Raw genomic sequence first — 25100 nt, forward strand, 5'->3', positions numbered from 1 at the left:
CGAGTCTAATTTTTCTATTCGCGATTCCGTTTGCCAGTACGGGGGCAAGAAATCCGGGGACTGGTGGCAGCCTGATTTTTACATTGGGTGGCTTGCTGGTACTATACGTGAGTATTTACTGGTCGTTTCGCTATGTTTTAACTTCCCGTAAGCTCAAAAATCCCGATCTCCGGCCTAAAAAAGCCGACACAATTAAGTTGGTACAATGGGGTTTGATGTCTTCGATCGTCGGCATGGGATCGAGCGTCATGGCTGCCGAATCGATCTCCGGGACGCTGTTTGGTAAATCACTATCTTCGATGACATCGTTTGCCGTATTCAGTCCCGATGCGTTGAGCAAAATTATTCAACCACTAGATATTTTGATCGTACTAGGTAACACGCATACCATTACTGCCCATTTTATCGGTATTGTCAGTGCGCTGTGGTTATTAAATCAACTTAATAAGTAAGTGGGAGCGGGGAGATTTTGGATTGAAAATAGCGTATTGGGTTTCTGAGGGTGAGTGTGTTGGGTTGAAGAATGAAACCCAACTTACAGATCTACAGATCCTTGCTAATGATTTATGACTAACTGAGGTAAAACCTGATTTAATTTACCGCTCCGATACCCTTCTAAGTCTAGAGTGACATAGACGAAGCCAAATGATACGAAGGCGGCTGTTAATTCGGCAAGATTGGTATTTGCTACAAATTGTTGAATGAGATCGGCTGGTAGCTCAATTTTGGCAGTATCATCGAGCGATCTCACTCGAACATTTTCGTATCCCAAGCGGCGTAGATAAATTTCGGCTCTCCCCACGCGATTTAATTTAGGAATCGTAATTTCTTCGCCATAGGGGAACCGCGAACTCAGACAGGGTTGTGCGGGTTTATTCCAACATGATAAACCCAGGAATTTAGCAATTTCTCTAACTTCAATTTTACTAATTTCTAGTTCGGCTAATGGCGATCGGGCACCGCGTTCTTTAGCTGCTTGAATGCCGGGGCGGTAATCTTGTAAATCGTCGGCATTAACACCATCGATGACATAACTATAGCCGAGTTTTAAGCCTAGAGGTTTGAGTGTATCGTGAAGTTCGCTCTTGCAAAAATAGCAGCGGTTGACAGGGTTAGATGAATAATTAGGATTGTCCATTTCGTGAGTTTCGACAATCTGATGAGCGATCCCGATCGACTGCGCTTGTTCGATCGCATCCTCTAGTTCTTCGGGTAATAATGATGGCGATTTAGCCGTTACAGCCAAAGCACGATCGCCTAAAACATCATAGGCAATTTTAGCAACTAAAGTACTATCTATTCCTCCAGAATAAGCAATTAACGCTCGATCCATCTCTATAAATAGATTGCGAAGTCTTTCTAGTTTTAGTTCTAACATTCAATCTAATTAATTTTGGCTAGCGATGGAAGTAACTACTTTTGATTATATCAAATCTGGCAATCCTGTCACGGTAGAAAATTGTTGAACCGATTGGAATTATTTAATTTTATAGTACCGATCTTTAAATCGGCTGAATTTCGATTTCTAAATCTTTGCTAACCGTGATAATACTCTGCATTGGGCAAGTTTGCCAATTATCAGCAAAGATCGGCTCGGAGGCGAGAATAACTGAATCGGGATAATCGATACTATTTTTAATCCAATACAGCGATGGAACTGTCGCGCGATGTGCGAAGCGCGAAGCAATTAACCTATCGCCATCGCTAATCACAATATTGGCAGAAATCGTCGTGCGTTCGGTTTCGACTAAATCGCGCAAAAGTCGTAAAGTACGCTGGAGAGCGGCTTCTAATGACAGTTCGGGGTGAGTATGCAAAATATTAGAAAACAGTGCGAAGATATGCTCCGAATCGGTCGTACCATCGATCGATTGATAGATATGGGAGTGCAATTTCTCGCGAATTTGCTTGTACAAACCAGCGCGAAAATTATCGATAAATCCATTATGAATGAATAACAATTTACCATCCCGAAAAGGTTGGCAATTACTCATACTTACGCCTTGTCCCGGCGTGGCACTTCTGACATAGCTCAACATGCAGCCAGTTTCTACAAATCGGCTCAGATCGGGTAAATTGACATCAGTCCAAATCGGCTGAGTGTGTTTGTAAATAAACGGATCGCGATATTGTGTATCGTTGTGATACCAACCAATCCCAAATCCATCGGCATTAATTACCCCTGCTGTCATTTCACGAGGTTGATAACTTTGGACGATTAGCGAATGTTCGGGTTTGGCAATTAATCGATCGATCGATTGAGGGATACCCTGGTAAGCAAGGAGACGGCACATTTGGGACGGGGGGACTGGGGGACTGGGAGACTGGGGGAGGGATGCTAATTTTAAGTAACGAATAGCTTACCTCATTTATTGCGATCTTAAATGCTCGAAACTAACAAAAAAGGTAGGTACTGGTACCTACCTTTTTTAAGGTATGAGTTAAATTACTCACATCTTGCACCAGTATGTAATAAGTGATTAAAATAGCTGTGAAACTTATGGATAAGTACTAAAACTATCCACTATCCACTATTCACTATTCACTATTCACTAAAACACTAGTAACTATGTTTTGATGCAAGGTGTAAGATTAGCGATTCTCTTTCGAGAGGCTACGCCAACGCGATTAGGGTGCGAGTGCATTACCTCGGAGTAGGCTGCCGATCGTTTTAGCGGTAATCTTCATCTGGGTAATGGGATTAGCAACTGTGACCGTTTTGTAGAGATAGCTATCGAAAGTGAGCTTCTGCACGTCGAGATCGCTACACATTTCGACGAAAGCTTCGCGAGTCGCATCGGAACGGTAGAATACCCGTTGGAGAATATCCAACACCGTGTAAGTTAAGCCGTAAGCTTTATCCCACTGTTTGATATATGCTTTGAGATCCGCTTCTGTGGGGATTTTCGCGCCTTGTTCGGAACGCTCGACAATCATTTCTGCACACATCCGCCCAGATTTTGCCGCAAAGTAAATACCTTCACCAGAAGACTTAGTAACGTAACCAGCCGCATCGCCGACTAGCGCGCAACGTCCAACAACCCGACGAGGGCGAGGATGTTCGGGGATGGGGTGAGCTTCAACTTTGATGATTGTGCCACCTTCAAGCTTCTTAGCAGCTCGTTTGCGGATTCCGGCTTGTAATTGCTTAATTGAGGCTTTATGTACCTTCATCGTCCCGGTACCGACCGCTACGTGATCGAATTTAGGGAATACCCAGGCATAAAAATCTGTAGAGACATCATCGCCGACATACATCTCAGCTAGGCTGTGATAGTAAGCCATTTTATCTTCTGGTAATCTGATTCGCTCTTGGAACGCGATCGCATAATTATAATCGCCTGCATCCATCGCTTTAGCGACGCGAGAGTTAGCACCATCCGCACCGATGACGAGATCGACTTTCAGGGTTTTGGCTTCTCCTTCGAGGCTACCGTTAGAATGATCTGCATAGTGGAGTACGTAAGGATCTGTGGTGTTCAGTCCGGGCATCTCTAACTTATGGACGGTACCATTTATTAATTTAGCACCGAGTTTTTCAGCTCGATCTCGTAAAAATCCATCCAGGACTTCCCGCCGACACATGCCAATATACTCGCCTTCTTTTAGTGTTTGACCGATATCGACTTCAATATTAGAAGGCGAAATCATCTTCATTTGGCGCACTTCGCGATCGATAATGTGTGGTGGTAAGTCAAATTCCGCCACCATGCAAAGAGGAATCGCACCACCACAAGGCTTGGCGTTATCTAATTTGCGTTCAAATAAATAAGTTTCAATACCAGCTTTCGCCAACACTTCAGCGGCGCAAGAACCCGCTGGCCCAGAACCGACAACAGCAACCCGTAGTACCACAGCTACACTCTCTTCATGACTCGTGCTTACACTGATGGATGTTAGCACGGACTCCCCTGATGGTTGCTGTCAAACCCATCCAGTCGGTCAGAATTGAAATATTCCTTTATATTACGACATATTTGGATAGATTTTAGAGGCGGGGGGCGGTTAATTGGCGGTGAAAAACAGTGATGAATCCGATCGAGTGGTGAGGTTGTATACCCAATAGCACAGTACAGCAGCTTGATAATTTTTATGAAATTCTTACCTACTTCCTCTATCTTGGCGATCGCAGCTACATTAGCAACTACAACTGTCGGATCGATCGCCGCAGTTCAAAATATTTCGGCACCATCGGTACAGTTACCAGCAAGATCGACGTTAATTGCTAAATCTGAAACTACTCCGTTAGCCAAACAACTTCAGGGCAAACCTGTCGTTGTCGATGTTTATGCGAGTTGGTGTCCCGGTTGTAAAAATATCGCGCCGACACTTTCTCAACTTAAAAAACAGTACGGTAGCAAAGCTAATTTTATTGTCTTTGATGTAAGCGATCGTCAAACAACGCAAGCATCGATGAAAATGGCGGCGAAATTGGGCTTGACTGGATTTTTCAATGCGAATAAAGCCCAAACTTCGACTGTGGCAATTATCGATCCGGCTACGGGTAAAGTGCTGAAACAGTTTCGGAATAATGCCGAGATTAGTGAGTATACAGGCATTCTCGATCGGGCGATCGCGCAAGGTAGTGGCGATGCCATGAAAAAGCCCGATGCTATGGGTAGTGGCAATGCCATGAAAAAACCTTAGGAATTAGCAAGAAGATCGGATCCCACATTGTAAGGTAACGCATCAGACTAGTATCGATCGATGGAAGTCTCGATCCTATTTTCAAATGCCCACTTTGGCTTCGCTCAGTGAGCGGAGCCGAACTGAACACCCACTAAATAGTCCTCAAATTTATGCAGCAGACTACTAGTAATCTATCCCCTATCCACCATTATAATGAATGTCAAAAATACACTCCTGCACATCAATAAACATCGTCAAAGATTGCCAAAATGGTCGAAATGGGTGGGATTGGCGATCGCAATTTTCCTCACAATTCTGACGGTAAAATATGTCGATATAGCTCATCTGTGGCAACCATTAGAAAGCCTAATTTCTAACGCAGAAAACCAGTACCAAAAATGGGGCGAAAGTCAACCGCTAACTAATCCGTGGTTGTTAATTCCATTTGCGGCGGGGGGTGGGTTGCTGGCGAGCATTTCACCATGTATTTTGGCAATGCTGCCAGTCAATCTCAGTTATATTGGTACGCTGAATGTTAAATCTCGCACTGAAGCGTTCTGGAATGCCACTGGGTTCGTGTTAGGTGTAGTCACGATCTTGAGTATGTTAGGGTTGTTTTCGGCGGTGGCTGGGGTGGTAATGGTGGAGTGGCGGGGGTATATTAATCTCGCGGTGGGAATAGTAATTGTCTTGATGGGTTTGAGTATCGGGGGTTTGTTTCATTTACCGTTACCGCAAGCACAAGTTTCGCTACCGCCATTTGCGGGTACTTATGGGGTGGGGGTGACTTTCGCGCTCATTAGTTCGCCTTGCGCTAGCCCCGTGCTATTTGCGGTATTGGCGGCGGCGGCAGCGACGGGTTCGCCAGTGTGGAGTGTGTTGACGATGGTAGCTTATGCGTTGGGCTACACGGCAGTGATTTTTGCCACCAGTTTATTTGCGGGTTTGATGCGGTTTACGCGCCAGATCCTGGTTAATTCTGAGGCGGTGATGCGGTGGGGTGGACTAGCATTGGTACTCATGGGTGGGTATTATGTTGTCTCAGGTGTTCTCTGGTTCTTATAAGCCCATGCTCGTTGATGAATCCGATCTTCAAGTCTTGACTGCACTGCGACAGGGTGACACTTCAGCACTAGGGATCGTGTACGATCGATATGGTGCGGCGGTTTATCGATTGGCGTTGCGGATGCTTGCCAATCCTACCGAGGCTGAGGATCTGACGCAGGAAGTGTTTCTGGCTTTTTGGCGGGGTGTAGATAAATACGATCCCGATCGCGGTACATTACTGGTATTCTTGCTGACGATTACCCGCTCTCGCGCTCTCAATCGGTTCAAGCAGCAAGGTTCGCAGCAAAATTTGCAGCAAAGAGTGGGTAACTATTTACCCCGAACTAATAGTAATCCAGGGATGGAAGCGGTGACACTAACAGAATTGCGCGAACGCATGGGAGCGGCACTGCAAGCAATCCCTACCGCCCAGAAACAAGTTTTAGAAATGGGCTACTACCAAGGTAAAAGTCAATCAGAAATCGCCCAGGAGCTAGATCTACCGATAGGTACAGTCAAAACTCGATCGCGTCAAGGATTGCTCAAGCTCCGCCAATTTTTACAGGATTTAGTAGAGTGAATTAGACAATGCCAGATCCATCTTTTCCATCCCCATCCGCATCGACAGCCGAACTACTGGCAGGTTACGTTCTCGGAGATCTTACCCCAGATGAAGCTGCCGTTGTCGAAGAATATTTAGCCGCACACCCTGAAGAGCAGGCTGAGGTGGCAAGTTTAATGCTGTCTTTGGATTTATTACCGTTGACTTTGCCAACCAACAATCCACCACCATTGCTACGACAACAAATTATCCAAACAGCGACGGCTGAAGCTGTAGCAATAACTCCTCCTGTTACACGATCGATAGTACCGCGTTTCCCGCGATGGAAATCGCTAGTTGCTGGGCTGGGATTAGTGTTAATAGCTGGTTTGGGCTGGAATAGCTATCGACTCAGCCATGAATTAGCCGCAGTCAAACAAGATCTCAAAACTGCCCAAATCGCGCAAAATCCCCAGCGATACCAGCAATATCAGTCTGTTGTGAGTCTGCTGCCACAACCGAATAATCGGTACTTCTCGCTCAAAAATATGCAGGGGAAAAGCGGAATGGGTAGCCTGGTAATGGTACCTAATAAATCTGTCGCCGTATTAGTCTTGCAAAAAGTTGCGCCTTTACCACCAGGGCAAGTCTATCGGGTATGGGCAATTGTGGGCGACGAGGAGATGGATTGCGCCCATTTTATACCAGATGGCGATGGCAAAGTATTAATGCAGATTCCGCTCAAATCTTGGGAAAAGGCGGATAAAATCACAATTACGATCGAGCGTAAAGAAGCAACAGAACCTGAAGGCGAAATTGCGATCGAAGGTGAGGTTTAGCTTTTGCCTGTGGCTCCGAAATTTCGGAGATCGCCTCTGCCAGAAAATTATTGCTGAATTCAGCAACCAGAAATTCTCATTATGATGCTGGTTTTTAAAAATAAAACTGCTGTAATCCGCATTCTGTCGTCAACAAAATCGCGCCAGAGTTTTAAAATGAGAATTGCTGTTCGGCAACGATCTAATTTGCCGACTGCTTCATCCACTCTGTAATGCCATCGGCGATCGATTTTGCCATTTTTTGCTGCTCTTGGGGCGTGGCAATTAATTCAAACTCGCTAGGATTGCTCATAAAGCCCCATTCTAATAGTACCGAAGGAGCCGAAGCAGGGCGGGCGAGGGCGAGGTTATCCCAGAATACACCGTAAGAAGGGCGACCCGTATCTTTAACCACATAATTATGGAGATACATTGCCAGACTTTGAGCTTGAGCGTGATACCAAAAAGTTGAGAACCCTTTAGTATCGGGGTTGCCACCATCGGGGAGAGAATTATGATGCACCGAGAGGGCGAGGGTAGGTTCTAGGTTATCAATTATGGTCTGGCGATCGCTTAATTCGATAAATTTATCGGCTTCTCGCGATAAATACACCGACGCGCCACGCATTGCCAGCTCGTTGGCTAATAGCTTTGCTGCATATAGGTTCGCCTCTTTTTCGGTATAACCATTCGGCCCGACTGCACCCGAATCTTTACCGCCATGTCCGGGATCTAATAAAATTTTAGTACCAGTTAGGGGTTTATCGAGATTATTTTTGTCGAGTTTGGGTGGATGTCTGAGTGAGAGGATCAGGTTGCTACCTTGATATTTGAGCTTGTAACCCCACTGTTGTTTAGATTTGAGGTTAAAGACATATTGCACCACTCCAGGGCTGGTTTGCTTCCAATCCAGGCGAGAAACGACAGGGTTATCGTTAAAGCGGATGATGTCAGTTTGAGCGGTAGTGTTATACAACGTCAGGGTGACTGTATTAGTACCTTGCTCTAGAGTAATCGGTACGGGTACCTGAAGTGGGATAATTACATCGGTGGCTCCATCGCGATCCTTACTCGTGACGCTTTTAACGATCGTTTTGGGTGGAACTTTCACTCCGGTAGTAACTTTTACTTGCTCGGCAAGAATCCACCCGCCATAATCGAGCCGCACCCAGTTAGCTTGCTTGCCGTTATTACTACCCGTCTGACGAGCGGTAATCGCTGCTATCGTGCCTTTAGGTAGCGGTGTGAGACGACTGAAATCAGCACCCGCACCCGTACGCGCAATCCCACCTTCGACGATAACTTCGGCAATATCTAAATTAGTCGGCGATAAAATTTGGACTTTACCAGGAGCGGCTTGAGAGACAGTAGTAGCGGGGTTGCCTACTTCTAGTCTATAGGTAGGATGACCCAGATCTGCTGCTGCCGAAGCGATCGCACAACCTAAATATTGCCCAGCACCATACATGGCTTGTGGTTGATTGCGATCGATTAACGCAGCTTTATTATCGGGGAGATCGACGCTATTAGTTTGCTCTTTTAATTTAATATCTTGCCCAGCCACGTTGACATTTACGTTTGCTTTAGTTGGAGCCGTTGCACCAAAGCAAACCATTTCCCCTGGCATCCGGGCGATATCGCCTTGCGGTTCGAGAGAATTAGGCGCAAAATTATTTGTCGGTACAGTCGCTTTTGCTACTGCCGATCGAGTCACGACGATCGTTTTCAATTGTCCTTTATAATCGACCTCGAAGGTATTTTTACCCACTTTGAGATCGAATACAGACGCAAAATGTCCCTTCTGACTGCGTGGAACCGATTTATTATTAATCGATACTTTCCCTTCACTCGGCGCGCTTCCAATCAAGAAAATGCGATCGGATGCTGTTTGATAATCGGCGGGGGGATAAGAGATATACAGCTTAGGCGTAACGATTTGTGCTGTGACTAATGGTGTCACCGCCACAGCCGAGATGGCAATTCCACCTAAAATCCCTAAATACGAATACTTGCCGAGCATGGTTTTTGGATTAGTTATCTGATTTTGTTAAAAATTGGCGATCTTGTGTTGAAAACGTTGTCTTGACGAATGTATCGAGTACCTCTCTGACATTCAACAACGGATGCTACTAAATTAGATGAGTGTTTATACTTATTAATGTGAAAAATTATAGCACTTCTCTCGCGGTCGAGTGTTACTTCGATAGCACTCGGCTACTAAATATGCCAATTAAAATATCTGCTTACTAAAGTAGGTTTAAGATGCTTGTCTCGATCGCCCTAGATAATGTTCCATCAGGAGCGGGGAGCCAGGAGTAAAAATATCGCTTGCCATTTCCCGCTTTCAACTTTACTTGTCAACTTTCGATATTAGTGACTAAACCATCGATACTAGTCTGATTTTTTTGGAGTTGATAGTTTCTGACTCCATCGGTACCTTTATTGACAGCCCAATCGATGAGTGTCGATCTTTCTGACTGAAGTTCGTAAATTGGTACGCCGTAGCCGCAAGATGTTTGCACTGATTCGACTTGCAACAAAATGAGCTGACGTTTGCCCGGTACATCGGCAAATTTGTCAATTAAATTATCCCATCGATCGGTATCGGGACGTACGACTTCACCAGTGCCATAGATCCGTAAAATTAATGGTTTGTCGGTAAAGCTACAAAACATGATGGTCATGCGCCCATTTTGCTGCAAATGAGCGGCTGTTTCGTTACCACTACCCGTTAGATCTAAATATCCGACTTGGTTATAATCCAGACAGCGAAAAGTATCGATCCCTTTAGGCGATAGATTTATCCGTCCGTCGAGTGGGGCTGTGGCTGTAAAAAAGAGCTGTTGCTGTCCGATAAATTTACACAATTGAGCGTCGAGTTGCGAATAAAATTTAGCCATGAGCAGTAATTCGATCGGTAAAATGTCACTCTATCATTTCATCATAGCCCCCACAACTTCTAGTTACTGCGGGTGACAACTAGGGCATTAATAGATCGAGCGGTAGCAGATGGATTTGGTTGTTTGGACATCCACAGTTTTACCGATTTTTTATCTGGTGCTATACAGGCATAAAACCCAACTCGCTCGGCAACAACTGGTGCAGCATTACTATAACTACTTTCGCACCCAGTAGCAGCTTCAGCAGTAGCTACAGCACTAATACCATCGACGAGTACTTCGTTATAGTATTCTACGGGCGAACCGAGTGGCAAGCTAGTTAAATCGTTGCCGTTACCGTCGCTATAATTTCCATTTTGCATTAAAGTTGGCCCCCACCGATAAATTACTCTCGGCCCTACCCAGACGCTACTATTAGGTGGATCGGCTAAATAATAAACAATTGGTTTTATCAATCCACTAGTTGGAGCTGGATATAAAATTAAAATCGGCTGAATGCGACTGCTGCCTGATGCAGGATTAAAACCGATCGTATTTGTAGCAGCAAAAGTACTATCGGTGACGATCTGCTGAGACATCTTAATTTCATCAGTCATAAATGCTAGCGATCGCTCTAATTCTAATCGATCGGTTGTTTCGATTTGACTGCGCCGATCGGCTTTCATTAGTGCATACAACCCGCTACCTGTCAAGCTAATAACGATGCCAGTAATTGCTAAAGCAACTAATAATTCTACCAATGTAAATCCAGCTTGGTTTTGCAATCGATCGCGATAATTAATCGATTTTATATACTTACAATTTTTTTTCATTACTCCTTACTCCTTACTCCCCACACTCCCCACACCCCCACACCCCTCATCTTCTATCCTTCAATCCTCTGCCAATAACTAATCGGATTTATTTGCGATGGTTGTTCTGGTTTAGAAATTCCAAAATCAGCCCAATTACCCGCTTGAATAATCGGCAACTCATTGAGACTAGTTATAGAATCCCAGCTATTAACCCAGACTGCACCAGTAATATTTTTACTAGGATTGGGAGGCGTAGAACTGATACTTTGAGCATCGGCGAATGGGGCGTGAATGAATGCCGTGATTGTTGCCGTATCTTTGATAATTAATCTAGTAGTTTGGAGGCTACCATAAATGCGTAAATTGGGACGAGCAGCATTGATATTAACAGTTTTGCTACCAGCTAGATCGATATTACCTTTAAGATAAAGATTGACTTTTTGACCGGGAGTTACATTCAGTTCGATCCGATCGATGTCTTGTAATTTAATCGAATGATTTGAGCTAGGATTATCTAGCTCAACTAAATAATGATATTCATTATTGGCATCTGGTAGATCGATCGAACTGGGTCGGGGTAAGATAATCGAGCTGGTAATTGCTGGCAAATAAATGGCATTAACAGGTGCCGTTCTGGGTGCGGGAATTGGTGTAAATGGATCGGCAATTATTTCCCCACTGGGAATGCCACTAACCAGCTCAATATTATTAGCATCGATGCCAGTAATACCATCGAGATCTATATTAGGTAATTGCGGACAGCTAACCGCTCTAATTTGTCCGGTAATTCTTTGATTAGGATTGAGATTGGCTGTATTTGTCCATAATGCTGGCGGAGCGATATTGGCGACTTCACTACCAATTGGGATATTAACTGTGAGAGTATTTTTAGATTTAGTCTGGGTACTATTATAATTATTGATTTCTCCAGCTATTGTTAATTTACCAATGCCATTCTGATATTGATAATCGACAATCTGATAGCGACCTTTGCGGAGATCGATCGGATCTAAATCGATCCAGATCTTATTTGCAAATAATTCCGATCTGTTTCTAGCTAACGGTCGATCGATTAAGCGGCAACCTGCTTGGGGTGCAGGTAAAAAATCGATCGTATTCGACCAATCGGACAGATTTTTAGTTGCTAATAACTGATGTCGATCGAGAAACGATTGAAACCGTGTTACTCCAGCTTCGGCAACATTTAGCGATCGATTAGTTTCGCGTTGCGAATTAGTGGTAGCTCGATCGCTTTGAGAACGCCCGATCGTACTCGCAACTACAATCATCATTACCAAACCCATTCCCACTGCTAATGGCATAGAAAATCCTGCTTGGGAATTACGAGATCGATCGACAGTATAAATTGTTAAATAATATTTTAAATGGGTCAGCATGTGCAATTTTATGTGCTTATTGGACAGTTAAATTTATTCTAATTATTAAGCTTGTCACAGGAATTAGTAACATTATTGTAACTACCCAGTCGAATGATGCCTAGCGGTGCCGAAACAGTCAGACAACGAGCATTATTTGAATTGCCGCTAACTTTTAAAATTATTGACTTATTAGTAGTGGTATTGCCGCGAATTCCGTACTGAATTTCGCCCGACGCGCCTGTATAATCGAGATCGATCGAATCTGGCAAAATTCGATCTCCTGATAGTAAACAGCCCTGTTGACCGCTAATTTTACGATTTACTTTATCTAAAGTCAGTGTGCAATTTTTGTTGCGGCGGATGGCTTCGATTTGGGCTTCTTGCAGACTAGCTACTACGAGATCGGTCGATTGCGCTAGTTTGGCACGATTTATTGCCGCAATGGAACTAGGAATCGCCATCGCCAGGGCAATCCCCACGATTGCCAGCACGACTAATGATTCGATTAATGTAAAACCGAGATCCTTATTGGCATTGGAATGCAGCATCAGGAATTACCTCGGTATAAAGATGTAAGATTGGCTCTTCTAAGATCCCGCCATTGCTAGGAGTGACGGTATATTCAATACCGAGTATTTTGGCTTGAGTATTTTCGGGTGTAATCGGAATGCGCGCAATTCGATCGATCTGAAATGTTTTACCTGTTTGACTAGTGGCTACCACCGCCGCTAGAGAATAGTCGGCGATTCCCGTTACATTGCTCCCAGCCAAATTGTCTCGGACTAAATCGGCAAAGCCCAAATCGGCACTAGCCGGACGACAGCGCGCGCGATTGATACTTATCGGTATCTGCACGAGCGCGAGTTGCGATCGCATCTGCTCGATATCTACTTGTACCCAGCGGCTGGCTTCGGCAATGTGCAAAGCTTTGGACTTGAGCAGCATCGCTACTACCATCCCCTGCAACCCAACGGCTACAAACAGGGTAGTTATTAAAATGGCTAAAATTACTTCGGAGAGGGTAAACCCTGTTTCCGCAACTTGTAAGCGGTTGATGTACCAAGAATAGGCTCGATAGAACTGAAATAATCGAAGTCGCTGGGGCTGGGTATGCATGAAATTAACAACCAGATACCCCCAGCGGGGGGTCTAGCTAGCTAGATTTTGTTGAGGTTGATACCTGCATCCTTCGCCATTGCTGCCAAACCTTTAATTTCTAAGGTTTTGATTGCTTTTGTAGACAAACGCAATCTGACGAAACGGTTACCTTCTGCCCACCACACGCGTTTCCACTGCAAGTTAACTTGCTGTAGTTTTTTGTTGCGGTTGTGAGCGTGAGAAACTGCCATGCCATTGTTGGCTCTTTTACCTGTCAGTTGACATACGCGAGACATAAAAAACCTCCTACTCGGTTACTGGTCGTGAAATAAAGATCCAGCCTCTCATTGTAGCTAATTTTTGCTCGCCTACGAAACTGAAAATGTACTAGGATTTCGCAATTGACTGCGGATGTAGGTTTTGAATATGGTTCATCCTAGCTTGGTATCACAAGATACCACAATCAGCAATTTACCTGAATTTAGGCGGGGTACAGTCAGCTATTCGTCTCGATCGACAACAGAGATCGCGCCTTGTCGGAGGAGTTTCCAGCCGGAACCATCCCACTGAATTACTGTCGAAGGTTGCCCCACTGTGGGCAGATTTAACTCGGTATCGAGAGCATAAACTTGCGGGAAATTGGCACTAATTTCAGCCATTGTCAGCAGTGGTGGCTCGCCAGATAAATTGGCACTCGTAGTTGCCAACGCACCCGTTTGACGGAGGATCGATCGAGCAATCTCGCAATCGGGCACTCGCAAACCGATCGTCCGATTTCCCCGTGGATTCATCACTGCGGGAATTAACTTAGATGCGGGTAAAACAAGGGTGAGCGCGCCCGGTAAATATCGATCGGCAATAGTTTGCCAAATTGTTAATTCTCGATCGCTTCCCTGGGCAAATTGCCACAGATCGGCAACTTCCCCTGCCATCAAAATTAAGGGTTTATCTTGACTTCTTTGTTTGGCTTGAAAGATGAGTTCTGCCTGTGCTGGAAGTGTGGCTAATGCGGGAACGGTGTCAGTTGGAAAGCTAATTAATCGACCCATTCGAGCAAAGGCGATCGCGCAATCTAAAGAAACTTGAGACACTAGATTTTAAGAAGATAATACTCACTTTTATAACATAAACCATGCCTACATCTGGCTGTGCCGCTAGTCGCGCGTAATTATGCCCATCATCCCAATTCCTGCTGTAATTAAACCTAAACCAATCCACACACCTTCAGCCGCTACATTCAGTCGATGGATATTTTCTCGATGAGCGGCGATAAATAATTCTCTTTGGTTTGCTTTATTGACAACTAACTGTTGAAAGTTACGCTCGGCTTCTGTAAGTCTGGCGAAATCTGCATAACCCCAATATCCAGAGAGGATCGCGCCCGTGAATCCGGGAATAATTAGCATGGTAAAAAAGCTTAAATTCTTCATCTAATATTTGTTTTCTAGTGACAAGATCGTGAGTGGGGACAATTTTGCCCAGGATCGAGCCACTCATCCCGATGCTAAGTCTACAGTAGCTCGATTGCTAATTCCGTCCGCAATCGACAGGATTAATGTATAAAATAATTGATTTTTGTCTGGACGATCGCTCTATTGCGAGCGATTATTGCTGCTAAGTAATTATGCTGATTTATTAAGAAATAAAATACATTTTATACTGAAATAGTATTGCAGTAAATTCAATTTAAAATAACAAGTGTGAGTTCGAGCAAGCATTACATCGACATAGCTACTAATGCCGATCGGCTAAAAACTTAATTTACTTAGATCTTTTTGTTACATGCAATTGCAATTCAAGCCAGTACTTTGACTGATTTGGGCACTGAAGTGTAATTGCTATACTAGTAAGCTACATAAAATATTAATAGTAGATTACATGCAAAGTTTTACAAACTCCAAAGAATCTATTGACTCGAATTTCAGTAATTATTTATCAATCTTAAAACGTCACTGGATACCTGCGGTGAGTATCTTTGCTTCTACCGTAATCCTAAGTATTTTTGCTGCATCTTTACTAAAATCGTCTTATCAAGCAGAAGGAAGATTGTTATTCAAAAACTCTACATTCAAAGTATTGGGATCTAATCTCTTACCTAGTAATACAGAAGGCGGAGAATCAGCAGATTTGAAACCACTAGTTTCTAATCAAAATCCGCTGGCTACTCAGGTTGAGATTTTGTCGTCAAATCTATTGTTACAAAGAACGATCGAGAAATTACGTCTCAAGAACGATCGTGGCGAAGTACTCAAAATTGCCGAGTTACAATCTAAATTAAATATCAAAATTGTTGGCGGCGCAGATATTTTACAAGTAAACTATAAAAACCGCGATCCCGATTATGCAGCTAACGTAGTTAATACATTAATGAATGTGTATGTAGAAAATGATATTCTGACAAATCGAATTGAGGCAGAAGCAGCAAGTCAATTTATGGGCAAGCAGTTGCCCCAAACGCAAGTAGCTGTCAACCGAGCAGAAATAGAATTACGTAAATTCAAACAGCAAAACAATATCATCGATTTATCTGAAGAGTCAAAAACAGCCGTCGGAACAATTAGAACTCTAGAAAGTGGCATTACGACGACTCAATCTCAGCTAGCAGATCTCACAGCTCAAAATAAAGAACTACGTCAAAAAATCAAACTAAGTTCTCAGGATGCAATAACATTTAGTGCTACCAGTCAATCGCCTGCCATCCAAGCAATTTTAACTCAACTTCAAGATCTAGATCGACAGATTGCCATTGAAAGTAGTCGCTTTTCCGAAAATAATCCGATTCTAATCGGTCTCAAAGATAGGAAAGTTAAATTAAATACACTATTGAAACAGCAAATTCGTAGCACTACTGGAAGTAAAGTAGATCTTCCCCAAGGATCGCTACGGGTAGGAGAACTCAAACAAAATTTAATTAAGGATTTATTGCAATCGGAAGTGCAACTAACTGGAGGGACTAAAAAACTAGCTTCGCTTCAGAATGCTCTTACTGCTTACAAAAAAAGAGTGCGCGTTATGCCACAGTTGGTGCAAACGCAACGCCAGTTAGAGAGACAGCTAGATGTCTCGCAATCTACATATCAAACTTTATTAAAAAAGGTTCAAGAAATTCAGTTAGCAAAAAATAATAATGTATCGAATGCACGTATTATTAATAATGCCGTTATTCCCGATCGATCTGATAATACTAATAAAAATATTGTCGTCAGCTTGGGTGTATTGATGGGTGCTTTGCTCTCAACCAGTGCGGTTGCTTGTCTAGAAATGCGAGATAAGTTTGCAGCACCGGGCAAAGATGTTAGCAAGCTATTTAGAAACAGATTGTTAGGCACGATGCCAGTCCAAAGTAGTTCGGCTTATACTTTAGACAGTAGTAGTCCAGAATTAACCAACCTAGAGGTAACAGTTAGGGATATTCGGAAGTCTTTATCTTCAGATACGTTCCAAATTATTCAATTTAATTTGAGAGCTACTGACTCGGAAAAAGTATTAAAAGTGATTATAATTACGAGTACTTTAGCTAGCGAAGAAAAATCTCAAAAGGCAGCTAATTTGGCAACAGCAATTGCCGGATCGGGTCAGAAAGTTTTATTAATTGATGCCGATACGCGCAATCCTTATCAGCACCAGTACTGGAAACTACCCTTAGAAAAAGGTTTGAGCGAGTTGTTAGCTGGCAAATCTAAATTCAAACAAATTTCATGGCGAGTGATGGATAACCTAGATGTATTAACTGCTGGATCGAAGCCATCTAATCCACTATTTAGTTTTGAATCTCAGCAAATGAAATCTGTAATTCAAGAAGTTTCGCGTTTGTACGACTTTGCGATCGTCGATACTTCACCGTTATTAGTATCTGCTAACGCCATGAATATGAGTCATCTGAATGATACTATCTTGACGATCGATCTCCATGACGATCTTAACTCTTCAATTCACAATTAATCGATCTGCCAATTTAAAAGCAGCTCGGTAATATAATTACCAAGCTGCTATTAGGATCGAAGTTATTTGCTTAGAAACCAAACGAGCGGCGGAAACCATCAATCGAACGTTTCGTATCGTTAACTGTATCCGTGACGCTATTGACTGTATTTGTGACTTGACGAACAGAATTTAAAGTAGCTTTAATATCATCGATTTTATCGCGAGCATCTACTTTACCACTGGCGACATAAGCCGTACCTGCTTCGGGAGCTGGAGATTTTTCGACTTGGAGCGTGTCGGTATCGATGCCAACAGTACCAGCCTTTTGTAAGAAAACGCTAATCGGGATGGCATAATTAAATCCCGGCTTGATTTTGGCAGCTAACCCCATTACGGCTTCTTTACTCACGCCAGATGCAACCAATTGACTGGCATCTTCTTTGTCTCCCAGCCCGTGAACGCCCACCAATCTACCCGCAGTGTCTAATAACGGGCCACCACTCATCCCCGCACGGGTAACATTTGTATAGATCGTGCTATAGCCGCTGAGAGATTTGGGCAGAAAGCCAGAAATAGTCCCACCAGTAAATTGTCTGACTAACTCACCGCCAGCCGCGTTACCTACCGCTCCATTCGACGGCCAACCAGAGACAAATACATCTTGTCCTTCGGTGGTTTTGGTATTGCTAATTTTGGCGACTGGATAATTTTTGTCGCTGGTAAATTTGACGATCGCCAGATCGACTCCATTCAATCGTTTAATTTTACTATAATCGATTTCGTATGCTTGTTTATCGGCGGTTACGAGTTTAAAACTATCTCTTTGTCTGACGACATGTTCGGCTGTCAAAACATAGTAAGTATTTCCAACTTTTTGGATAATTACCCCAGAACCATGTCCTTGTTCTCCTCTAATTAATACTGTAACTTCGCGGGCTATATCATTTACTTTTGTACCTGGAAGTGCGCTAGCAGCATTAGGAAGTGTGATAACGATCGCACTAACAATTGCCGTTCCAGTCAGTAATGCCGCTAAGTGTTGATGGTTTCGCATAAGAATCGATCGTTACTCAATTTTAAAAGGTTTATCTACAGCTATCTACATCAGTTTTAACTCAGTTTCCGGGAAATTTTCGATCGATTTCTAGATTCAGCAAAAAAGCTTAATTAGCGGGGAGTTGGGAGCGGGGAGCGGGGAAATGAAATGTGTGGGAGGTGTGGGGAGTGTGGGAGGAGAAAAACTAAAGAATGCAGTTCTAATAAACCCTTTCCCCTTTCCCCTAAAACCCAAAACCTAAAACCTAATTCTAAACTAGCGAACTGCCAGCCACTCGATGACTTGTTGACCTAAACTGACATGATTGAGTCGATCGATCTCGCGGATTCCGGTAGGGCTAGTAACATTTACCTCAGTCAGATAGCCACCAATGACATCGATGCCGACAAAATATAAACCAGCCGCTTGTAACTTAGGTGCAATTTCCGCACACATTTGGTATTCTCGATCTGTAATATCTATCTGTGCGCTGCGTCCGCCGACTGCCATGTTACCGCGAAACTCTTTGCCCGTGGGGATCCGATTGACAGCACCTAAAGGTTTACCATCGAGTAAAATAATTCGTTTGTCCCCATCCTTAGCGGCGGGGAGAAACTTTTGAATCATCAGCGGTTCGCGATCTTGTCTGGTGCTGACTTCAATTAAAGAATTAAAATTGCGATCGTCTGGTGTCAGAAATAAAATTCCTTCCCCACCTTTGCCGCCTAATGGCTTTAATACAGCCGCACTATGGGTTTCTACGAATTGCCGAATTACGTCTTTATCGCGTGAAACGATCGTTTCTGTCATCCACTGGGCAAATTGCAGCGCGAACATTTTCTCATTAGCAGCGCGCAACCCGGCTGGACTATTTACTACCAAAGTTTTGCTCGGATCGATACAGTCGAGAATATAGGTGGTATACAGGTACGGCACATCCACAGGTGGATCTGTCCGCATGAAGACGGCATCCATTTCGTCTAAAGGTTGGAAGACTACATCACCGAGCGTATACCAGTCTTCCTGCGCCACCCAGCGACCATCCTGGAGCTGTACGGGTGTAAGTTTGACTGGTTGAAGCAAGCCCCACGCCCGCCCCCCAACGACACTCAATTTTTCGGCACGAGTAATCCATACCTGATGCCCCAGTCGATCGGCTGCTTCCATCAATGCCACACTGGTATCGTGGGTAGGATCTAATTTGGCGATCGGGTCGATAATAAATGTTAGTTTCATCGGTTAGGAAGTTAGGAGATGGGAGCTTGGAGATGAAAGTTTGGTGTGACAGTTAGATTTTAGGTGTTGCTGTTGGTTTGAGGCAAGGATGTAAAGCGATCGAACTGTAAATTATTCAGTAACATTGCAAAAAAGTAGGGGTAATTCGTGAATTACCCCTACTTTTAATACTAAAGCGATAAATGTCGGTGCGTTCGCGTAGCGTAGGCGAAGCCTAATCGATTTACTCAAACCTTGCACTAGCGGCTAAGTACTAAAACTATCCACTATCCACTATCTTGAAAAGGTGCTTCACTTGCGGCGCACTTTTGGACGAGTTCCCCACTGGTCGGGTGACCCGCCCAGTTGTCAAAATAAGTGCGACAGCGGCGTTTTTATTCGGGGGTTCCCCCCGAATAAGAAAACGACAAGACAAGACAGGGGATTCAATCGATGTTTGTGGGGGAAGCTTCCCCCACAAAGCTCGCGCCCCAAGACCGCACTTTTCGCTAAAACACTAGTAACTATGTTTTAATGCAAGATGTGAGGTTATCGTTTCATGGATTGATAACCGCGCCAAACGCCAATTAAAACACCTTGGAGCTGAACTAAATGAGCTTCAGCCTCGATCGGTTTATATTTAGGGTTGGCTGGTTGAAGGGTAATCTGTTCGCCTTGACGATGATAGCGTTTGAGCGTGGTACCTTGACCTTCAACCCTGGCAGCAACAATCGTGCCATTCTTGACATCGTTTGAATCTTTAACAGGCTGCATAATAGCCATATCGCCTTCGACGATCGAATCGCCGATCATACTATCGCCCATAACTTGCAGGGCAAAATAATCGGATTGATGAAAAATTGGCGATAAATCTAATTTTTCGGTAACATCGGTAAAAGGTTCTACCAATCCCCCAGCGGCAATCGTGCCATAGATGGGTACGCCACTAGCTGCATATTTAAGAATTTTAATCGTCCGGGCTTTACCTTCCGCCCACTCGATAAAACCTTTACTCCGTAAATGTTCCAATCGGCTTTGAATGGGAGCGGGCGATTTGAGGTTCATCGCCTGCATCATCTGACGAATTGAAGGTGCGTGTTGGTGTTCGCGAATATAATCGACCAACCAATCGTAGAGTTCCTGTTGTGCTTTAGTTAATTCCATTAGGAGATCGTCTCAAAATTCAATATATAACTACTATAGATCTGTCGTACTAACTAAGTCTACTAATTCGCTAGAAATTATTTGAATTTAATTGTCCTAAATTGACGATCTGCACAATTTTCCCTACTTCTTACTCTTTACTTCTTACTCCCATCTCCCATCTCCCATCTCCCATCTCCTAACTCCTAACTCCCTACTTGTGAAAACCCCAGAGCCGATTTAACTTCCGCCAAAGTGCGATCGGCGATCGTGGCGGCGCGATCTCTGCCAGACTGGAGGACAGACGCTAAATAAGTTTTGTCAGTCATTACCTCTTGATATTTAGCTTGAATCGGGCGGAGATGCTCGATCGTGGCTTCGGTGAGTAACGGTTTAAATTGTCCCCAACCCAGATCTTGACATTCAGCAGCGACGGTTTCTTTGGACTTACCAGACATTAACATGTATAAAGTTAGTAAATTCCGACATTCAGGACGATCGTTGGCGGAGCCTCTCCCCTGGAGACTCGCGTCAAATGTCAATCCGCGTTCGAGATCGGTTTTACACTTTTTGATTTTTTTCTGAATCAGATCGGGAGGATCTAATAAATTGAGTCGGCTTAGATCTGACGGATCGGATTTGGACATCTTTCTAGTGCCATCCGTGAGACTCATAATTCTCGCGCCATCGGCTTGAATCAGCGCGTGTGGTAATTTAAGCACGGGTTGTTGCTTGGCAAATTGATGATTGAATCTCGCCGCAATATCGCGAGTCAGTTCTAAATGTTGTTTTTGATCTTCACCAACGGGAACTTCATCAGCTTGGTATAGCAGAATATCCGCAGCCATTAACACTGGATAATCCAATAGTCCCACATTGACATTTTCACCCTGCTTGATGGCTTTTTCTTTGAATTGGATCATGTCTTGCAACCAGTTCAAAGGAGTGACGCAATTTAACAGCCAGGTTAGTTCGCTGTGCGCGGGAATGTGCGACTGGATAAAAATACTCGCATGTTCTAGACTAATACCACAAGCTAAGTATAGAGCCGCGATCGTATAACTATTTTCGGCTAAAGTTTGCGGATCGTGAGGGGCGGTAATGGCATGAAGATCGACTACACAAAAATAATTTTCATACCGATGTTGATGTTCGACCCAGTTGCGGATCGAGCCTAAATAATTACCTAAGTGTAAATTACCAGTCGGTTGGATGCCAGATAAAACCCGTTTTTTAGTCATAAATAAATGGCTCTTGCCGAACCGAGACCGATCGATAATTGGTACAAAGGTTTTCTATTATAGCAAACGATCGAGCTTTTTTTAAAGGATCGATCTGGTTTGCGGCTGCTGGCGATCGACTTTTGCCCGCATTTTTGATTATGATATTAACAAAAGAGTATTAAAATTTATTAATTATTTTGAATATTACGACCGACCTCGGTAATAGTTCGTTGGCGAAGCCTATCGGAACGATAATCTCCACTAGCTGGAATGCGCTGGAGCCAATTTGGCAGGGGGGAGCCGAACTAGTTCAAACTGGCTTACCTCACCAGCAACTTTCACCTGCATGGCAGATTTTGTTACTCGGCGATGGATCGCCCACTCGGCACCTCCAACTACTTACAGGCGAACCAACAGAAGTAGATGTCATTGATATGTCTCCAATTGGCATGGATAAAGATCTTGCGCCGAGTTCGCTATCTGTAGTACCGGGGCCGAGAGTCCGGCGGCAAGTATGGCTGAGAACCGCATCGGGGCAACGGTTGGCTTATGCGACATCTTGGTGGGAAGCCAGACATGTCGATGAATATTTAGAGAATAAATCTTTGCCGATTTGGGCGAGTTTAGCCAAATTACGTACCGAACTGTATCGGGATGTCCAGGGAATTTATTATGGCGATTCGCCAGTACTCGCGCAGGCGTTTGGGGAAGCTGGGCCATTTTGGGGTCGTCACTACTTATTTTGGCATCACGGTCAACCATTAACACTAATTTATGAGGTGTTTTCGCCTTATCTTCAGCGATATTTGGGGAAAATTAGTTAAAGTTACAAATTAACGGGTAGCTTAATTCCCCAGCCTTTATAATTGACATAATAACGTCCGCTCCGGGGCGGACAGCCGATCGTGTTGCATAACTGGCGGGTAAACTTTTTTTCCATTACCCGTGCCGACTTCTCCAGCGGATTATCTTGATAAGTTTGTCCGCCTTGGTAATAACCCTTAAAATAACTTTCGCCAAACCGGACGATGCCGCCAGCACCATCGCATTGTTGAGCGTGAGTGAGTTCGTGAGCCAACAACACCAATCGATCGGTATCGTTAGGTCGGTAGCCTGCCCGAATATAAATTCGATCGCAATAAGTTTGGGCTGACGAATCGACACCGCCAATATGTGTCTCTTTTCCGCCCTGCGTCCATCGATCGAGTAGTTGAGCATTGTAAACGATCCTCACCCGATCGACCAAATTACCAAACAACGGTCGCAAGTAGCCTTTTTGAACCCGATCTAAAGGTACACCCTGCGGATTACGAATTTCCATGATTTGAGCGGCTAGCGGCAGTACTGTTGCCCCAGTTTCACTCCAGGCTAATTCGGAAGTCGGCGCAGTCATCGATGGGATTTGAGGGAAATGGATCGTACCTGTTAAGGTTGTGTCTTTAGAGGAGAGCCGATCTTGCCACGAGTGGGGAAATAGCAGCGTCACGGTGGCAACTGCGGTAACTAGCACGATTAAGCAAAATTGACAGAACTTTCTCAGGTTCGAGATCATCGATCGCAACAGATTTAAGTAAATTTAGACATCGGACTTGGTAAGGAGATCGAATCCTCTGCTCCATCATAACAATCCCATCGGTAAATCCCCTCAATTGTCCCGATCGACTCCCGCACCCTCGCAAAATAGCCAACTCCACCAAATTTGCCCAAACACTTCTCAGCGTGCATCTAAATAGATAGAATTAGATAAAAGAATCTCTTACGCGATCGCAGGACAAAAATATTTTATGACACCCTCATTAGCCAACTTTATATATAGCCTGCTTGCTGGTGCCCTCATCGTCGTCGTTCCCGCGACCATCGGTTTGATCTTCGTCAGCCAAAAAGATAAAATTCAACGTTCTTAGGATTTATAAGATCGGGTTATCCAGCCTCAGTTGGCTCTGACAGCCGATCTGAGGTTTTTTGTGTCAAAATTAGTCGATCTACGGATGGACGAACGCGACCTGTCGAGGCAAACTAGAGATCGCACGCTTCCTTACCACACATTTTCTACTAAAAATTGTTAGGATCGATAAACCCGTACCAGTTAGTCGATCGGAATCTGCGAACTTGCCTTGAACTTGGAGCAAATTAATGGTTAATTTTGGGCTGAACACAGCCAGTTTTTTGGGAATTATTTTAGCAGTAGCCGGGGCGGGACTATATTTTCTACGTTCCGTGCGTCCCGAATTATCGCGAGATCAAGATATTGCCTTTACCGCCATCGGGATTATCTGCGGATTTATTTTAATTTTCCAAGGTTGGCGGCTCGATCCGATTCTCCAATTCGGGCAACTTTTACTCAGCGGTTCGGCGATCTACTTTGCCTATGAAAGTATCAAACTGCGCGGTATTGCCAACGACCAAGCCAAAGAAAAAAGTCAAATAGTAGACGAACGCCCCGTCAGCCGCCGTTATAAAGCCGAAATTGAAGATCGCGAGTTAGATGAGCGTCCCCGCAATAGCCGCCGGATTAAAGGCGACAACACTGGCGCAGTCTCTACTGGACGCGAGAATCGTCGTAGCAATCGCCGCGACGATGAAGAGAGTGAGGATTTCCCCCGTCGTCGTGCCAATTCCAGACAGCTCGAAGCCGATGGTTATGCACCCGAAACAACTACTCGCCGTCGTCGTACCGAGCCAGCCCGTAATGTCAGCTCCTTAGCCCGTCGTAATGACGACCGCTGGGACGATGAAGATGACTGGAATGAAACAGACGATGCGCCCGTTCCAGTTCGTCGCGCTCTACCCGATGCCGATCTTGCTAACAATCGATCGACCAGATCGACTAGTTCCAGACGCAGAGAAGAACGCGAAGACGATCCCGCACCGACAAGATCGTCGCGATCTCGCGATGTCGCCGTCGCTGACGATGTAGACACTGCACCCCGCCGTCGTCGCCCTCGCTCCGTTGGCGTTGGCGATAGCCTGCCGTTAGGCACAGCCTCTGCTGGACGCGAGAAACGTCCAGAAAACCCCTCAACAGATCGCGCCAGCACCGGATCTGGCGAAGGTAGCACCGCTAATTATGTGGACTACGAACCCATCGATCCGCCCTCTGGATTACCCCCATCCGGCTCCGAACCGATCGTTTTCCCCGATCGCTATTAATCTAGTATCAACTCAAAAGTCCCACCTCTACAGCTAATTTTAGTCATAGAGATGGGATTTTTGTATTTATGGGTATAGTGAGTTTATGACCGGAGATTGACAGTCGCTTGCGATCTCTGGTCATGGAGTAAGGAGTATTTTGCGGATGCGCGCACACCTTTGTTTCCCGACGGTTTAGCGGCGTTTTATGCGGGGGTTCCCCC

The 25100-nt window shown here is 44.5% G+C and carries 26 protein-coding genes; 9 read left to right on the forward strand and 17 right to left on the reverse strand.

Going from position 1 to position 25100, the window contains the following annotated elements:
* Window positions 1–452, forward strand: a 452-nt coding sequence (locus RMO79_RS13890; protein ID WP_310483754.1) for a DUF3611 family protein, incomplete at its 5' end; no start/stop codon positions are given.
* A 104-nt stretch (window positions 453–556) separates the two neighbouring features.
* Here the strand turns inward: RMO79_RS13890 and larE are convergent.
* The 3 genes from larE to chlP all read right to left on the reverse strand — a co-directional run bounded on the left by larE (window position 557) and on the right by chlP (window position 3855).
* Window positions 557–1378 carry an ATP-dependent sacrificial sulfur transferase LarE gene (gene larE / locus RMO79_RS13895; protein WP_310483755.1) on the reverse strand — a complete coding sequence of 274 codons (822 nt, stop codon included), beginning with the start codon at window positions 1376–1378 and terminating at the stop codon, window positions 557–559.
* A 124-nt stretch (window positions 1379–1502) separates the two neighbouring features.
* Window positions 1503–2294: an ergothioneine biosynthesis protein EgtC gene (egtC, locus tag RMO79_RS13900; protein ID WP_310483756.1), complete on the reverse strand. Its 792-nt coding sequence runs from the start codon at window positions 2292–2294 to the stop codon at window positions 1503–1505.
* A gap of 334 nt (window positions 2295–2628) precedes the next feature.
* Entirely contained in the window at window positions 2629–3855 is a 1227-nt protein-coding gene (gene chlP / locus RMO79_RS13905) for a geranylgeranyl reductase (RefSeq protein WP_310483757.1), read from the reverse strand.
* Between the two features lie 237 nt (window positions 3856–4092).
* Between chlP and RMO79_RS13910 the strand changes: the two genes are divergently transcribed.
* The 4 genes from RMO79_RS13910 to RMO79_RS13925 all read left to right on the forward strand — a co-directional run bounded on the left by RMO79_RS13910 (window position 4093) and on the right by RMO79_RS13925 (window position 7056).
* On the forward strand, window positions 4093–4647 hold the full coding sequence (locus RMO79_RS13910; RefSeq protein WP_310483758.1) for a thioredoxin family protein: 555 nt from the start codon (window positions 4093–4095) through the stop codon (window positions 4645–4647).
* A 195-nt stretch (window positions 4648–4842) separates the two neighbouring features.
* On the forward strand, window positions 4843–5694 hold the full coding sequence (locus tag RMO79_RS13915; protein ID WP_310483759.1) for a cytochrome c biogenesis protein CcdA: 852 nt from the start codon (window positions 4843–4845) through the stop codon (window positions 5692–5694).
* Window positions 5663–6256, forward strand: coding sequence for a sigma-70 family RNA polymerase sigma factor (locus tag RMO79_RS13920; RefSeq protein WP_310483760.1), 594 nt, complete (start codon window positions 5663–5665; stop codon window positions 6254–6256). The genes RMO79_RS13915 and RMO79_RS13920 overlap by 32 nt, the downstream gene beginning before the upstream one ends.
* An 8-nt stretch (window positions 6257–6264) precedes the next feature.
* Window positions 6265–7056 carry an anti-sigma factor gene (locus tag RMO79_RS13925; RefSeq protein ID WP_310483761.1) on the forward strand — a complete coding sequence of 264 codons (792 nt, stop codon included), beginning with the start codon at window positions 6265–6267 and terminating at the stop codon, window positions 7054–7056.
* Window positions 7057–7237: 181 nt separating this feature from the next.
* On the opposite strand, the gene RMO79_RS13930 is transcribed toward RMO79_RS13925, so the two are convergent.
* From RMO79_RS13930 to RMO79_RS13970, 9 genes are all read right to left on the reverse strand, one after another.
* On the reverse strand, window positions 7238–9055 hold the full coding sequence (locus RMO79_RS13930; RefSeq protein ID WP_310483762.1) for an N-acetylmuramoyl-L-alanine amidase: 1818 nt from the start codon (window positions 9053–9055) through the stop codon (window positions 7238–7240).
* 337 nt (window positions 9056–9392) lie between these two features.
* Window positions 9393–9935, reverse strand: a complete 543-nt coding sequence (locus tag RMO79_RS13935) for a pyridoxamine 5'-phosphate oxidase family protein (RefSeq protein WP_310483763.1) — start codon at window positions 9933–9935, stop codon at window positions 9393–9395.
* 59 nt (window positions 9936–9994) lie between these two features.
* Window positions 9995–10747 (reverse strand): prepilin-type N-terminal cleavage/methylation domain-containing protein, encoded by a 753-nt coding sequence (locus tag RMO79_RS13940; RefSeq protein WP_310483764.1) that lies wholly within the window; start codon window positions 10745–10747, stop codon window positions 9995–9997.
* Window positions 10748–10800: 53 nt separating this feature from the next.
* On the reverse strand, window positions 10801–12126 hold the full coding sequence (locus RMO79_RS13945; protein ID WP_310483765.1) for a hypothetical protein: 1326 nt from the start codon (window positions 12124–12126) through the stop codon (window positions 10801–10803).
* A 38-nt stretch (window positions 12127–12164) separates the two neighbouring features.
* On the reverse strand, window positions 12165–12656 hold the full coding sequence (locus tag RMO79_RS13950; RefSeq protein WP_310483767.1) for a type II secretion system protein: 492 nt from the start codon (window positions 12654–12656) through the stop codon (window positions 12165–12167).
* Window positions 12634–13224: a hypothetical protein gene (locus RMO79_RS13955; RefSeq protein ID WP_310483768.1), complete on the reverse strand. Its 591-nt coding sequence runs from the start codon at window positions 13222–13224 to the stop codon at window positions 12634–12636. The genes RMO79_RS13950 and RMO79_RS13955 overlap by 23 nt, the downstream gene beginning before the upstream one ends.
* Before the next feature lie 41 nt (window positions 13225–13265).
* Complete coding sequence (gene rpmB, locus RMO79_RS13960) at window positions 13266–13502, reverse strand: 50S ribosomal protein L28 (RefSeq protein WP_310483769.1); 237 nt, start codon at window positions 13500–13502, stop codon at window positions 13266–13268.
* A 204-nt stretch (window positions 13503–13706) separates the two neighbouring features.
* The gene (locus RMO79_RS13965) at window positions 13707–14297 is read right to left on the reverse strand and encodes an L-threonylcarbamoyladenylate synthase (protein ID WP_310483770.1); all 591 of its coding nucleotides are present in this window, start codon (window positions 14295–14297) and stop codon (window positions 13707–13709) included.
* 63 nt (window positions 14298–14360) lie between these two features.
* Window positions 14361–14636, reverse strand: coding sequence for a hypothetical protein (locus RMO79_RS13970; RefSeq protein WP_310483771.1), 276 nt, complete (start codon window positions 14634–14636; stop codon window positions 14361–14363).
* Between the two features lie 448 nt (window positions 14637–15084).
* Between RMO79_RS13970 and RMO79_RS13975 the strand changes: the two genes are divergently transcribed.
* Window positions 15085–17148: a polysaccharide biosynthesis tyrosine autokinase gene (locus RMO79_RS13975; protein WP_310483772.1), complete on the forward strand. Its 2064-nt coding sequence runs from the start codon at window positions 15085–15087 to the stop codon at window positions 17146–17148.
* Between the two features lie 70 nt (window positions 17149–17218).
* Here the strand turns inward: RMO79_RS13975 and RMO79_RS13980 are convergent, their stop codons facing one another.
* The 4 genes from RMO79_RS13980 to trpS all read right to left on the reverse strand — a co-directional run bounded on the left by RMO79_RS13980 (window position 17219) and on the right by trpS (window position 21765).
* Entirely contained in the window at window positions 17219–18184 is a 966-nt protein-coding gene (locus RMO79_RS13980) for a serine protease (RefSeq protein ID WP_310483773.1), read from the reverse strand.
* A 258-nt stretch (window positions 18185–18442) separates the two neighbouring features.
* The gene (gshB, locus tag RMO79_RS13985) at window positions 18443–19402 is read right to left on the reverse strand and encodes a glutathione synthase (RefSeq protein WP_310483774.1); all 960 of its coding nucleotides are present in this window, start codon (window positions 19400–19402) and stop codon (window positions 18443–18445) included.
* A 528-nt stretch (window positions 19403–19930) separates the two neighbouring features.
* A complete protein-coding gene (gene lexA, locus RMO79_RS13990) occupies window positions 19931–20545 on the reverse strand; it encodes a transcriptional repressor LexA (protein WP_310483775.1) in 615 nt (204 codons plus the stop codon).
* 185 nt (window positions 20546–20730) lie between these two features.
* Window positions 20731–21765 carry a tryptophan--tRNA ligase gene (trpS, locus tag RMO79_RS13995; RefSeq protein WP_310483776.1) on the reverse strand — a complete coding sequence of 345 codons (1035 nt, stop codon included), beginning with the start codon at window positions 21763–21765 and terminating at the stop codon, window positions 20731–20733.
* A 212-nt stretch (window positions 21766–21977) separates the two neighbouring features.
* On the opposite strand from trpS, the gene RMO79_RS14000 reads away from it, so the two are divergent.
* Complete coding sequence (locus tag RMO79_RS14000; protein ID WP_310483780.1) at window positions 21978–22571, forward strand: chorismate lyase; 594 nt, start codon at window positions 21978–21980, stop codon at window positions 22569–22571.
* Between the two features lie 2 nt (window positions 22572–22573).
* Here RMO79_RS14000 and RMO79_RS14005 read toward each other — a convergent pair whose 3' ends face one another.
* Window positions 22574–23257: a DUF4157 domain-containing protein gene (locus RMO79_RS14005; protein WP_310483777.1), complete on the reverse strand. Its 684-nt coding sequence runs from the start codon at window positions 23255–23257 to the stop codon at window positions 22574–22576.
* 274 nt (window positions 23258–23531) lie between these two features.
* Between RMO79_RS14005 and RMO79_RS14010 the strand changes: the two genes are divergently transcribed.
* Both RMO79_RS14010 and RMO79_RS14015 read left to right on the forward strand, forming a co-directional pair.
* Window positions 23532–23651: a photosystem II reaction center X protein gene (locus RMO79_RS14010; protein ID WP_310483778.1), complete on the forward strand. Its 120-nt coding sequence runs from the start codon at window positions 23532–23534 to the stop codon at window positions 23649–23651.
* Between the two features lie 229 nt (window positions 23652–23880).
* On the forward strand, window positions 23881–24897 hold the full coding sequence (locus RMO79_RS14015; protein ID WP_310483779.1) for a Ycf66 family protein: 1017 nt from the start codon (window positions 23881–23883) through the stop codon (window positions 24895–24897).
* The last annotated feature ends 203 nt before the right edge of the window (window positions 24898–25100 follow it).

The organism is Chamaesiphon sp. VAR_48_metabat_403, assembly GCF_031422475.1.
Classification (GTDB): domain Bacteria; phylum Cyanobacteriota; class Cyanobacteriia; order Cyanobacteriales; family Chamaesiphonaceae; genus Chamaesiphon.